We start from the raw sequence: 14327 nt of genomic DNA, 5'->3' as shown, positions 1-14327 counted from the left end.
GAACAGTCATTCATCGCAGCCACTGTATCATTCAATTTGTGTGATTGAACAAAAAATCCGCATAAATTATAATGTTCATTCTTTGTGAATTATGGATGGCTGCAATGCTAAAAAAAGTACAGATCAGTGACACTGAATTAATAACAATGGAGAAACAATTAAAGGCATTGGCTAGTAGTAATTTCCCTTTGCATCTGACTGTACAAAAAATAATGAATGATCTTGATTTGAGTCAGCTCCAGGAATTCATCAAACAGGAAAAGCCATTTCCTTTTGCAAAATTATCTCTGCAAATCAATCCGCAAATGCTTGATAACCCTCATTTTCTGGATTGTCTTAGCCGGTTAAATGATGTCCAATCTTTTAGTCTGGAACTCGTGTTTCCAGAAAGGATTGCTGATGCAGCTGCGGTGACACGGCAATTGAACCAGCAGATAGCTCCTGCTGTAAAGTATCCCATTCACATTAGCCCTGCAGACACATTCTCTCTGATAACTTTTCAGTCTATCATTATTGCCAATATCCAGGAAAAAAATCGTCATTTTGTTGCGCCTCTTCCACGGAATCCAGGCAGCCGAAGAAGCCTGGATGCCGATGATCCTATCGCCAGGGAAATTAAACTTAAGCAATTAATCAGACAAAATAAGCTGCAAGCAGAAAATCGCTCCCGATATATCCATGCTGAAATCCAGCATGTAGAAACGACAGAGCAACAAACTGTTTATGAAGAAGTCGCTGAAGCACAAATAGATGCCCAGGAGATACAGGCTTATTCAGGAAGATTAATTGGATTTGATGAGTTCAAAGAGCCCCAGTATTCCAATATTGTAAGGGAAGTAACTGGCAGTGCCCAGATAAGCAATCATCTTTATAACTTATTACGCACCGAATTATTTGCCAATCTGCCTCATGCAATCAAATTTGTGAGCCCGCTTGCAGCTGAGCAACTGGCTGAAAATCTACCTGCTTTGGCGAGTTTAAATAAAGAAAATTTACCCCATGGTTTTTTATTAAAAAAAACTCAATTTGGTGAATTGGTTCTGGATTTTGATCCTTTGCTTGAAAAGGAAGAGGTCAATAGCTGGACCCCTCCTGGTACAAGCGCTGAGTTAAGTATAAAAGCTGTTTATGATCTGCAATTGAATGAAGAAGACGTCAGGGCATGGATTAATGATCCTGAGATTTCTGAAATGCTTTGCCCCCAGGGAAAACCTTATTCAACACCTGGGCATTTGATTAATTTATGGATTTATCATGGCGAAACGGGGGTAAGTTCTTTTTTTAACGATCTAAGGGGAAGTACTTCCAAATCCCCGGGCTTGCTGAAATTTATTATTCAGAATTATTTAACTCATTTCCCGCAATGGGAGCATTTATATAATAAAAAGTGCTTCTTTCAAAGTCTTGAGAAAATGAGTCATTATGATAAAACGAAATTGAATTGTTTTAAAAAATTCCTCGAAAATACCGGCTCATCCCGACATGATTTGAGTGAAACGCTGACTGCCTTTGAAATGTTCTGGAGTTCCTTACAAATTCTTTGCCTGGAGAAAAAAGTAAGTATTGAAGGCATTAATGCTGACTGGAGTACTCCCAACGGGGGGCATCCACGTGTTTATATGGAGAGATTATTGTTCATTCTCAAGAATGCCCGTGATTTGGACGATCAGTTCAAAGGTTTGGAGGGACTTTGTTTAACAAATTATGAGGCCTATTACGCTGCCCGATATGAGGGCTTTAAATCAGTCCACCGCGCTATGCGTTTTCATTATGATCCAGAACAGCGCGATGCCAGGCCTTTCAATCCTAATTTTTCGTTCTATCCAGTTGATTTTAAATCACTGCTAGATAAGTACATTCTTAGCAAGGAATATGATATTGGGTTTTACCCGAAATCCTCCAAAAATTTGTGGCTGATTAATTGTGAAAATGAGTTGCCCCAACCGCTTGATTTAAACGCTCTAAGGGCCAGTGGTCTTGCCATCCCTTACTGCGGAAATGATTTCATTCCTCCTTATAAGCTCTATCATGCAGAAGGCGAGCACCTAAATCTTGTCTGTGAGGAAAAACCCGTCCGCTTCTCAAAAGAACAGATTTATGCTTTGGCACTTCGCTGGATAGGAATGCAGTCATCAGGGATTACCGTTCATTCATTGAAAGCGCAATTTGATGACTTCTCCAGTAATTATTGGGAGGAAATCAGTTTATCATCCGAACTGTTAACGACATTATTTCTGGTTTCCCATGAAAGGTTTAAGGGAGATACTCCATTAAAAAAACTATTGACGACCCTAAATCGTGCGGTCATACATCCTGAAGTGATTATCCAGGGAATGAAGTTGTTAAATGAGCTTTATCATTTGGACGTTAAGCTTAATGAAGCAGAAGGGGCGATGCTTTTTGAGTCTATATCAGGAATGAATTCCGCAGAATTTGAAGGCCTGAGAATAAGTAAAACGGAGTGTATTACCAAGCTGCTTCATCAGTTAAAACTAAATAAATTTGCTGTTTTCAAGCTTTTTGAATATCGCATGAAGCATACTAACCCTAAATGGCCATTTCTTTACGCGCTGGATACAGCAGAACTTCTTGCAGAGGATCCATTGGTTGCTGCAGTTTATCGTGATGATCTGCTGTTATTTTCAGGATTGGTTAATAGCAGCACACAATCTCATTATTTCCATGCCAGGAAAGATAGGAACGCGAAAGAAAAAGTTGAGAAAGTCAGGGAATATTTTCATAAAGCAGCCGAACAACCACAGCCCAATAATTTTGAGTACGCAATAAAAATGATTTTACAGGCGCGCTCATGGTTTAGCTACGATAAGTTTCTTTCTGCCTTTGCTGAAATCGATAAGCTCCAATCTTTTGATAATCAGCAGGTCAAATCCATTTTACAGAAATATGAATTTTCATTGGGTGTAGAGCTCCCCGCCGTACTCACTAAGGATAATGCTGATCTTAAAGCAATAATGATTGATCTTATCCTGGCATTACAGCAGGTGAAAAATGCTGCACCGGCTCTTCGAGATCCTGAATATTACAGTGCGCGTTCGATATCCGAATTGCAGCAGATTTTAAATCCTTTATGGAGTGAAGTCGGTGTTTTGCTTGCAGTAGCGGGAAAAGTCCTGTTCCAAAAAGTGCTTAAAGACACTGTAGAACTAATCATCAAAAATGCATTTGCCAGTTCTGACGAAGAACGGTTGCTAAACACAATTGGACAGAAAATAAGTCAAACGCCTGATTTCAGTGAGTACTCTAATTTTGAAAAAGTAAATAAAATTGATAACGAAGCGAACAGGCTCGCTGGGCTCTTCCGCCAAATAGCTAAAAATCCCTTTGTAAACGAGTGCCAACAGGAATTTGCAGCATTATTTGAAAAGATTGATTATTCAAAAATTGATTATGAAACCTGGTTTGTATTGTTAAATCTGCTGATAACAATGCCGCAGAGAAATTTTTTATCTTTGCTTGAGCTTTTGTTTATCGATAATCAGTTGCTGGGGAATAAAGCAAAGACCTTGGCGCTACTTAATCATTTAGGGGTGCTCAATCGGCATTGTGTACCTTCTCAGTACCTTGATGCATTTACCCGATTATTCATCGCCAATCCTGATATCAATTTTGATCAATTGCTTACCAGCCTTACCGGCGCCTATGAAAAAAATAACCGGGATCCCGTTCTGGAGCTTGTTTTAAGCCAATCAATACCTTATCAATCGATCATTGAAATCCTTCAGTTCAGCGAAAACATTATAGAGCCGCGTGAGAAATTAAGCCTGTTGCTGAAAGAATTAATCAGTGTAAACAAACTGGATGGTTTACTAGAGGAGTTAAGGGCCATTGAACCTGAAACTCGAACCCGGGTGTTGGCCCTTATCAGTTGGGGACATGCGCTTTGCCGTTTGCCGGCTAGTGGTCAGAAAAGAGTAGATTACAGCCGACTGGTCACAATACTCGCCCAGTTACCGGCAGAACACGTGCAGAGCCTTCATCGCCTTTACCAGTCGTCTCCCGTGTCCGCAGATTGTTTGCTCAATGCCCTCGAAGTTTACGATAAAAGCCAGCCTTTTGAGCAATTCCTTCTGGCGTTTGAACGGGCACCTTTCGGGAAGCGCGATTTGTCAGCGCAATTTTCAATCTCAGAGGTAGAGCGGGTTATTAATAAATCCAAAGATCTAGGGAATGGCAGTTTATATCGTTACCAATACCGCAAGCAGTTAATGGAGTCCTTCCTGTTTGTTAACGCAATTGGTAAGGAGCTGCCGGTTTATAATAACAAGGCGGCGAAAGAATTAAGTAATAAAGAATTGCAGCATTGTTTTCTTGATTTAAAGCGAGGCGCTATTGCTTCGGTTAGTCCCTTCCAGAAGCGCTTATTGGCCTTGGGATTAATGCGTGAAGCCATGTACCGTGCAACAGGGGAGTTCCCTTATTCGACGCAGATTATCGCCCTAATCGATGCGATGATGCATGAGGGGGATTTTATCTCCAATATTGATACCGGACAAGGAAAAAGCCTTTCCGACTCAATGAAGGCCGCTCTGTTATGGCTAGATTCTGACCGGGTTGATGTTACAACTTCTTCGTTGGTGGATGCCCAACGAGATATTGTGAATTATGGTCCATTCTTTCAACTGCTCGGCATTCCCTGTTCGGAAACTGCAATTAGTTCTATATCTTCGACCACTTCATTTCAAACTGCCGGAGTGAACTTCAGCACCGTTGCCCAACTTTCATTATTCTTTGCAAAGTGCAAGGTGCAGGGGCTTGAAATCGAGTCAGAAGATACGCGTGTTTCACTGGTAGTGAATGAATCGGATGATTCCATACTAAATAACCGCGTAATTAATCGTCTTGCTACCCCAGATGGGAGCGGCATAAGTTATGGACAGGAATGGATTTACTATGCCATTAATGAATTTGTAACCCAAAGCGGTTTTCTGGACAACTCAAAAACTACTGCCGCAGAAGATATTGATAACCTCAAAGTGTATCTGAAAGCGAAAGGCATGGAGTTAAAGAAACCAGTCAGGTTTGTGGATAAATTAAATGATTATCAATATTTGTCCTGGCTGGAATCAGCGCTTAGCGTTAATTTTTTATTAAAAGAAAATTTTGACTATGTGATCCCGGAAGGATATGAGAAGAAACTGATTAATGGGGTTGAGTTTCGCTCCCGGGTTACTAAAATTCTGATGAAGGATGGTAAAACCAGTCCAGACTCCGTTTTTGGTAATGGAATGCAGCAACTTTTGTACGCGCGCCTAAATAAGGAGCGTAACAGCGAAGAGTTCGTCATCGAACCGCTTCATAAAACCATTATCTCGTCCAATAATAAGAATTTTATCGATAGGTATCGGCGCAAGAAGGGGTATATCTGGGGGTCTTCAGGAACAGTGGGATCAACAACTGAAGTGGAAGAGCAAACCTCAAAGTATGGCTTCGAATTTGGAAAAGCAGTTCCTCATCAAAAACAGCAACTGAGCTGGTTTTCTCCCCGGTTTTACGAAAATGAGCAAACACAATTTGCTCAGTTAATGCAGGATTTAACTGCCAGGGACTTGAATGAAAATACAGCCCCTAGCCTTGTTTTCTTTAAAGATATTGAAACCGCTACAAGGTTTTTCAATGCCTTGCAGGCAAAAAATCCTAAAGCGTTTCCCCTTCAGTTATATACCGGTATTGGAAGGGAGGAAGATTTTATTAAAAATGCCGGGCTTCCTGGAATGATTACCATTTCAACTTCTGCCCTGGGTAGGAACACTGATATTCACTACAACAAAAACATTGGTCTGAATGTCTGGCATACCTACGTCGACTCAGTTCGGGGGATGGGACAAAAGAGCGGACGAACAGGGCGGCAGGGCTCAGCTGGCGAAGTGCATTTTTATTTCAATAGAAGCGAGTTAGGCGGAAAATCTATTGAAGCGATTCAGGCTGAGCTTGATGCAACTGCTGCTGTGGAAAGAAATGTTAATGAAGAGCTATATGATATTATTGGTTATTTTTTTAGCAGGATTGAAGCGCTTTCTGATAAGCAATTTACGCATGGGAAGACTCGCTTCTATAGAGAGGCATGGGCTGATTTCAGCTCGATGACCGAGTTTCGTTTCAGAGAAATTAGGCACACTTCCTCCTACAATAAAGAGGTATTTCTGAATGAGGTTTTAGTTGCGTTTCAGCAAATGATGGGAAGAGAGGTAATAGAATCAGTACCGGTAGTTACGATTGATGGGTTAAAAACACATTTGGATAGTCGTTATCCTATCAGGGAAAGTTATTATGTTTATGAGAAACCCCTTGAACTGAAAGAGTGTACACCTCCGGTTGATATTGCCTATCAAATGCTTCAATTCACTTCAGAAAATGAAAATCCTGAGGAAACCAGGGCGCAAGTGAAGAAAAAGCTCGCTTTACTTTTTTCTAATTTACAAAAAAATAATTATTTTGAACTTACCCAGGAGTATGCGAAGTATCTGGTAACTTGCAAACTTACAAAGGAAGTCATTGTAGAGGCTCATAAAGAATTCATCAGTGAGTTTTTACAAAATCACACGAAAGAGACCAGCTTTGCACAACGCTGGTTTGGCTTTGAAAGCCAATTAAGCAAAATCGCGTGCAATGAGGGGTATTTATTAACATTTCATGCGCTTGCCAACATTTCTTGTCAGCAGGAAACCGAGCAGGTGAGGGCAGCTACTCTGAGTCTTTTAAATGAGTATCTTGAATGCAGCTGGTTTATTAATGCTAGCCGGAAATCCTGGGTAAAAACCATTAAAGAGGAGATTAATAGAGCTGAAAATACAGATGCCATTGTTAAGTGTTTATCTGAAATCCAGATTGAAATTGCCGAGCAGGATGTTGCAACTAACCGACAGGCTTTCAAACCATTACACTTTTTTGGCAATAGCCGCTTGCAGAATACAATCAGCAAGTCGATTCAATTAGCTACTGCGGTTTCAGGCAAGCCAACTGCAGACGAGCTAATCGAAGGCTTAAGTCCTGTAATGGCCAAGACAGTGGATATGGCAAAAGACGATTTGACCATTGATCAATTGAAGAAAATTTCCTCATCTAAAAAGAAGGACAAAGCGAATGCTTCTGTTTTGAATACTTGCCTTGAATCGGCATTGGCGATAAAAAATCGGCAAAGCCCTGGTGGAATGACGGGGCGCTGTGCTTTTTTTGATGCAAGGCGTGGGTCAGATAATCCCCGCGGTGCATCCCATCCCGAATCTCCGCGGCGAATACCGCGGGTTCCATAGATATCTACACAAATGTTCCCCGCTCCGAATCCCCGCGGCTGCGACCGCGGGGCCCACACCAAGCTTATTTAGAATATCAGTCTTGCATATTAAGGATAATGTTTACAAACTTGTTTGTGATCTGAGGAGAGTGTTCGGCCACCAGATATGGGCCCCGCGGTCGCAGCCGCGGGGATTCGGGAGAGTTTGCCGCGGGGGTTCGGAGGCTATCAACGCTTCCCTATCCTAATGCGGCATGCTAAGTTGAACAGGTTAATTTGATAAGGAACATCTATGGACATTTTTATATCTCTGAAAAGATCGGCGCTTTGTTTAACTTCCCTTGCATTAACTTTTCCCCTTTATGCGGGCAACCCTTTAGCGACTGAGGATCAGAGACTGCTGGATGAGAAAGCTATCAGCATCTACCAGAATCATTCTTTTGGCTTGCTCCGTATAAAAGCCAAAGCCGTATACACTCTTGCCTATGGCTTATTTGTCAGCGCTGAGGCCACACCCCTTTTGAAGTCAATGATTGATGAGCTGGTATTCAGTTCCATACAAAAAGCGGTAAACAGCGATCCCTATTTTCCGAAAGTCTATTGGGTGGATACCGGGCCGCGGCAATGGTTCGGCATGAATGTTCCAGGCGGCAGATACAGTTATGATAACCCTGACGTTATTTACCGTATTATACCAATTGATGGTTCTCTGCATTATAAAATTCACGGACACCGAGCGCCGGAGGGGTTGGCCGATGCCACCTTTTCTTTAATCAGCAATCCAAACTCCCAGGGGACAGTTGCCCTGCTTAAGAATAGCGAGTTGCAGATTGATGCGGATGGAGAGTATGAAATCACCGTTGACAGTGATCCGGCGAATGGCCGTATTAACCACATTCAATCCAGTAATGACGCGGTTCAACTTTTTGTGCGCAATACCCTGGGTGATTGGCAAGTTCAGAAGCCGGACAGCTTATCTGTTGAAGTCCTTGATGATATCTCGGGTAAAGCACCCCAGTCGGATACCAAAATATATTTGTCAGCGATCAAAAATTTAGGCGAGTCCATTTTTTTCTATGGAGTGGGCGCCTTGGGGATTAAAACCAAATTAAACGCAGTGAATACCTTTAAGCAACCTGAACAGTCAGATGATCTGGGGACATTGGTTAGCCAGGCGAGTTCATTCGGGCATTTTAAAATTGAAGACGATGAAGCGCTGCTGTTAACTGTGGATATGGGGGGAGCAGATTATTTTATTGCGCCTGCAACAGGACCATGGACAATCACCATTGATCCACAAAATAACCTCTGCAGCCTTGACAATCACCAAGCAATGGCTGACACCGATGGCCGGTACCGTTTCGTGGTTTCATTGCAGGATCCCGGCGTATATAACTGGATAAGTACTACCGGCTTGCATGAAGGTACAATGATGCTGCGTTGGCAAAATCTGCCTGGAAACCAGGAAGGGCAAGGTCCTGCAATTTCAACCGAACTGGTAAAAATAGCCGATCTGCCCTCCATGCTGCCGCCTGAAACACATTGGGTGAGTGTGACTGAGCGCCAAGGCCAAATGGTCGCCCGTCAAGAAGGATATCAGTTCCGAAGTGAGGTGCATTGAGATCACGCGTTTGCCTTCACAGAATTATACATTCCTCTTATAAGGGCCTACGTACCGCGCTTTATGCGCGGTAACCAAAATAGGATGGTGATTGTATTACTTTTATTCATCAGAAAAATTGCTCTGTCTCAAGGGGACATTTGGCTGCCAGTTTCGTCCATTTTACATGCCGGAGTCAGCAAATGCCGGGTTTTTTCAAGCGTTTCAATAAAACACTTCATAAAAATACCGGTTGAAGACAGTTCTTCACTGGTATCAATCTGACCGGGAATGTTATTTACCAGCAGATTGCATGCTGGCTCCATAGTGGCTGCAAGCTTTGAATCCCTGCCTGGCTTGTGTAATAACATATTGTTAAACCCTGCCGTTAAAACTACTTCCAGATTAATAGCCGTATTTAATTGAATCCACTCCAGTGTTTTAAGGCTCTGAAGATAGGTGTAAGGCTTTTCATCAGTTAATCCCTTATAAATAAAAGGCAGTAATCTTTCAATTTGCTGAGGGCTGAGAATCGTCAACAGATGATTAAAATAATTGGCTGCCTGAAAACGTTCGCATGGGTTCTTACTCTCTGTTTTGGCAATAATTATTCGCATTACATTGTCCGCTTCCTCTTGCCGCAGTAGGGGATAAATTAATTTTAAACAAAGCGGTGATTTTAAACCCGTGTAAGCATTTAATTCATGCGCTGTATTCATGAGTCCAAGTAATAATTTCAAACTATCAGGACTACTTAATTGTTGAGCTAAAGCGAAAAAAACAGAAGCAGTTTCCTGGCTTGAGTGGGTATGGGATTCACGCAATAGAATCTCTCCCAGCCTGTTAGCCTGGGGAACAGTCAGAAGAGGCGCAACATTGCTAATAAACTGTAATATGGACTGGCGGATGGGAAACACATATTCCAGTTCCTCTGCATTAGTTGACCACCGATGGCTTAAACTGCCTGCCCATTGGTTGATAACCCGATTGAGGGTATCTGTATCCATTTTATCTTTTAAAATAGTCAAAAAATTAATAATACTGACGACAACATGCAGTTGGCGTTCATCTTCAGTCATTTCGATGGCTTCTCTTGTTAGCGAGATAATTTCGTCTCTTGATAAAACAGAATGGCAGGCACCCAGACAGTCCAGAATTTGTGGCCTGCATCTTCGCGCGTAAAAATCATCTGAATGCCAAAGTTCTAATAGCCGCTGCTTAACTTCCGGGGCTATGTGAGTTGAAAACTTATAAGCGCATAATTTCAGACCATCAAGTATTATTGGATACGCATTTGAATGAAGCATTTGGAATAACTTCTGCATCAGCATATCATTATTTTGATCATGGAGTCTGGGTAACAGGGAAGCAAGTACTTTGAGAGCAGGCCGGCACAATTGATTTTCCGGACTGAGTTTGCAGATTAATTTACTGCAGATATCATTCATCTCTTCGTCTTCCAGCAAGGGCGCGAGCTGTCCTGCACAATGAATTGCGTCAAGAATGCTGGATTGATTGCTATTCAATATATTACCCAGCCGAACCGCTTGCCTGTTGAGTATTTTTTTCTTAAGCCCCGGCGCCAGTCTGACTAATAAGGTTTGAGCCAATTGACGGCATAATACGGAGTTATCCATCAATTTATTGGTAATGAATGGAATGACACGTGAGACAAATGGACTGGATAGGTGTTTTAACGAATCAATTTCCTGAAGTGTATGGATACGACGATTTTCATCACCACATTTTAAATTGGCAAGTAAAACCATAAATAATTGATCTTGCTCCGCTTTGGTGAAGCTGGAAGTAAACATCACATTGCACTGGATTAGATGCTGGCGATTGGCAGTTTGATGTGTTCTCATTTCCTGCAATATTTGGGGAATGATTACACGGCGAACCGATGGTGATAATAAGGATTCGAAACTTCCCAGGCATTGATAAATGCTGGAAGGTGAAATCATTGAACCCTGTAAATTGCTTAACAGTCTACTGCATAGGGCCAGTTGGTGTTTAGTAGTTAATTTTGAAACAAAAGCTTTTAAGCATTCGATGACAAATGTGCGGGTTCTTTCAGAGGAGGTTGCTAAGCCGTCAACCAGAAATGGCAGAAACGATAATAGGGAGTCTTGCGGAAGTTTGGGTGCCAGGGCGGTAAGGTGGAATAGTGCCGTATCATAATCATAATGCTTTTCATTTTCCAATATGTCTCTTATAGAAACGCTTATGGATTTTATCTGATTGGAGCTTAAATAGTTAAATACCATATGCAGTGGTTTTAATGTTTGCTGCTGAAATATGCCGGCAAATAATCGGCTACTGAGCTGCTTAAATAATTCATCATCAATCTCAAGATGAATGTTATGGAAAGCTGCCAGTACAATCATGCCGAGAAAACGATACCGTAAACTCACCGTTTTGTAGTGTATATGCCGTCTCAAATAAGATATGAGGCTTGTGTTAATCCTTGTTCTTAAAACTTCCGGAGTTAGCGCAGCCCATTGTTCAAGAAAAATTTCCTGCAGGCGAATGGATTCGGCACCATCTCTTGAAAATAAAACAAGATCTGCTGCCTGGCAGGTATTGTGATTAATTGGGCGGTAGGCTACGAGTTCATTGAAAGGCTTGTGCCAAAGATATAGTCTGGCCAGGATATGGGGTGATTGCTCTAAAAGGGTCATTTAAATATGGATACTAATATTAGTGGCTGAATAGTAACATAAATGGATAAAAAGTCATCAGTGCTTGAGGTTGTAATCTAGGAAACGTTTAAAGTTTCTGGTCATCCCACAGGCTATTGTGTAATATCCAAAAAAAAAATCCAGGAGACACACTTGTTTGATTTACGACAGAAAATTGCTCAAATGCTTATTATGGGATTTTCCGGCTGTAAGTTGAACGAAAATCATCCCGTTTATCCCTGGCTGGCTCAAGAGGGTTTGGGTGGCGTTTTATTGTTTGATTATGATTTGATGCAGAAGAAAGCAGGCAAGAATCTGGTGAATCAAGAGCAGATCAGGCAGCTTACCCAGAAGTTAAAAAGTTATTCAAGTCAGTCCATAGCAGGGCAGCAAGGGATGGATCTGATTATTGCCGTAGATTATGAAGGGGGTGCTGTCGACAGGTTTAAGTCCATTTCTGGAGCTGCTTATACCGTCAGTCCAGAGCACCTGGCTCAGTTAGACAGCAAAGAACGCAGAAGCATCTTGAGTAATATGGCGAAAATGCTTCAAAACCTTGGATTTAATTTAAATTTTGCCCCGGTAGTCGATTTAAATATTAATCCCCATGAAGGAATCATTGGCCCGCTTGGCCGCTGCTTTTCCGGGAATCCCGATAAAGTGAATCAATTTGCCCTGGAGTTTATTGAGATATTTTCTGAATATGGCATCCATTGCTGCTACAAACATTTTCCCGGGCATGGAAGTGCCGCCGCTGATACGCATAAGGGATTCGTTGACGTATCGGAAAGCTTTACAACCGAAGAGCTTAGACCTTACCAGTTATTGAAGCAGTCTGAGTTTTCTCCGGCAATGGTTATGACGGCGCATGTGATAAACCGTCAATTGGATCCCTCCGGTTTACCGGCAACTCTTTCCAGGCCTATATTAAGCCATTTATTACGTGAGCAATTTGGTTATCAGGGAATTATTATCAGTGATGATTTACAGATGCATGCGATTAGTCAACATTTTAGTATGGATGAAGCACTGGCATTAACTATCAATGCAGGGGCAGATATGCTTATTGTGGCTAATCAACTGGGAACAATAACGGCTCAGGAAGTGATTGATAAAATAGAACGCCAGGTAAGCAATGGTGCGATCCCTATAAGCCGTATTGAGCAAGCCTTTCAACGCATCGTCGATTTAAAGCAAAAACAGGTTTGCGCAGCCTAATCGTCATTGAGGTAGAGCAATGCTTCGGGAATAGATCTGGATTCTTCACTGGGCTTAAAAAGACGATTAAGATTCTAACCAAAGGGGCTTGTTTTTGGTGTGGCTTGTGTTAAAATATGCTCTCAATGTATAAAAAATAAACAACGGTGGGTATGAACGATTTAAACATAATCAGAAATTTTCAGTTTTCAGCCAGTAAAAATAATTATTGCTGTCGCTGTTGTTGCTGCTGAATTCTGTAATTTCTTTTCATGATTAATCGTTATCTATCAGAGGTCCGAACATGCCTTTTATCCAGCCGTCAACCCGCAAATTTTTATTAAGTACCCCATTTCTCTATACTTTAATGATCGTTCTTGGGATATTCAGTGGGCTTTCCGATATCCCGGGGTTAAAGCCGCTAGGTTTATTTATTGCAGATGTATTCATCCGTATATTCAAATGCATTAGCTTGCCCATTATCGCACTTTCAATAATTGTTACCTTGACAAGCTATCGTGCAGATGGGGCAATGAAGAGGGTATGGCAAAGGGCTATGACCTATACTTTGGTGACTACTGTAATTGCTGCTGCAATTAGTTGCCTCCTCTATCTCCTTATTCAACCGAGCATGATTAACGCCCCCGCGGCAAAAATGACTGGTCTCATACCGAACCAGTCTTCTTATTTTGACCATATAAGCAGTTTGATTCCCTCAACCATTTTTGCACCATTTCTGGATCATCAGGTTATGGGTGTTTTGCTGCTGGGAATCGTAACCGGTATTGCCATTCGCTATATCCCTGAACAGGAACCTCGCCAGACGATTACTGCGTTTTTTCGTGGGGCTCATGGCCTGTTCATGGTGATAACTGGCTGGGTGATTAAAATAATCCCTCTCGGTTTGTATGGTTTTATAACCAGCACAGTGGTTCAATTACGGGAAGGGCAATCCATTCGCGGTCTCGGCGGTTATTTATTAATTATCGTATTAGCCAATTTAATCCAGGGGCTGGTTGTTCTGCCTTTGTGGCTAAAAAGCCAGGGAATTAAACCTTTCGCAGCCCTTCGCGGAATGTTACCGGCATTGTCAGTGGCTTTTTTCTCCAAGTCGTCGGTTGGTACCTTACCGGTAACTATGGAAACCGCTGAAAAAAATCTGAATGTGAAACCGCAAGTCAGCCGTTTTGTGCTGCCGCTTTGCACCAGCCTGAACATGAACGGATGCGCTGCTTTTATTTTTACGACAGTTATTTATCTGATGCAGAATCATGGAATGGAAATTACATTGCCAATGATGGCTTTATGGATTGTGATTTCAACAGTTGCTGCCATTGGAAATGCCGGTGTGCCCATGGGCTGCTTTTTTCTTAGCGCCAGTCTTCTCGCCAGCATGAATGTACCCATTACGCTGATGTGGCTTATATTACCTTTTTATAGCCTGATAGACATGCTGGAAACATCCTTAAACGTCTGGTCGGATTCCTGTGTGGCTAAGGTGGTGAATGAGAAGATTGAAGCGACCGTCAATGATTTAGTGCCAGAAAATTCATTGCTGTCCTAGCCTGTAGAGGCCTTGATGAGCGCAGCGCATCAT

General features: G+C 42.0%; 5 protein-coding genes. 4 read left to right on the top strand and 1 reads right to left on the bottom strand.

Features of this window, described 5'->3' with window-relative positions; genetic code table 11:
* The first annotated feature begins 104 nt into the window (after positions 1-104).
* Both DYH42_RS08265 and DYH42_RS08260 read left to right on the top strand, forming a co-directional pair.
* Positions 105-7271 carry a hypothetical protein gene (locus DYH42_RS08265; protein WP_058522651.1) on the top strand — a complete coding sequence of 2389 codons (7167 nt, stop codon included), beginning with the start codon at positions 105-107 and terminating at the stop codon, positions 7269-7271.
* A 273-nt stretch (positions 7272-7544) separates the two neighbouring features.
* Positions 7545-8873, top strand: coding sequence for a hypothetical protein (locus tag DYH42_RS08260; protein WP_058522652.1), 1329 nt, complete (start codon positions 7545-7547; stop codon positions 8871-8873).
* Between the two features lie 128 nt (positions 8874-9001).
* On the opposite strand, the gene DYH42_RS08255 is transcribed toward DYH42_RS08260, so the two are convergent.
* Complete coding sequence (locus DYH42_RS08255; RefSeq protein WP_058522653.1) at positions 9002-11533, bottom strand: hypothetical protein; 2532 nt, start codon at positions 11531-11533, stop codon at positions 9002-9004.
* 153 nt (positions 11534-11686) lie between these two features.
* Between DYH42_RS08255 and DYH42_RS08245 the strand changes: the two genes are divergently transcribed.
* Together DYH42_RS08245 and DYH42_RS08240 are read left to right on the top strand one after the other, a co-directional pair.
* The gene (locus tag DYH42_RS08245; RefSeq protein WP_115317018.1) at positions 11687-12751 is read left to right on the top strand and encodes a glycoside hydrolase family 3 N-terminal domain-containing protein; all 1065 of its coding nucleotides are present in this window, start codon (positions 11687-11689) and stop codon (positions 12749-12751) included.
* Between the two features lie 283 nt (positions 12752-13034).
* Entirely contained in the window at positions 13035-14294 is a 1260-nt protein-coding gene (locus tag DYH42_RS08240) for a dicarboxylate/amino acid:cation symporter (RefSeq protein WP_058522654.1), read from the top strand.
* The last annotated feature ends 33 nt before the right edge of the window (positions 14295-14327 follow it).

The sequence above is a fragment of the Legionella birminghamensis genome, assembly GCF_900452515.1.
Classification (GTDB): domain Bacteria; phylum Pseudomonadota; class Gammaproteobacteria; order Legionellales; family Legionellaceae; genus Legionella_C; species Legionella_C birminghamensis.
The sequence above is the reverse complement of the archived record's forward strand: the minus strand, read 5'-3'. Positions and strand labels throughout refer to the sequence as shown.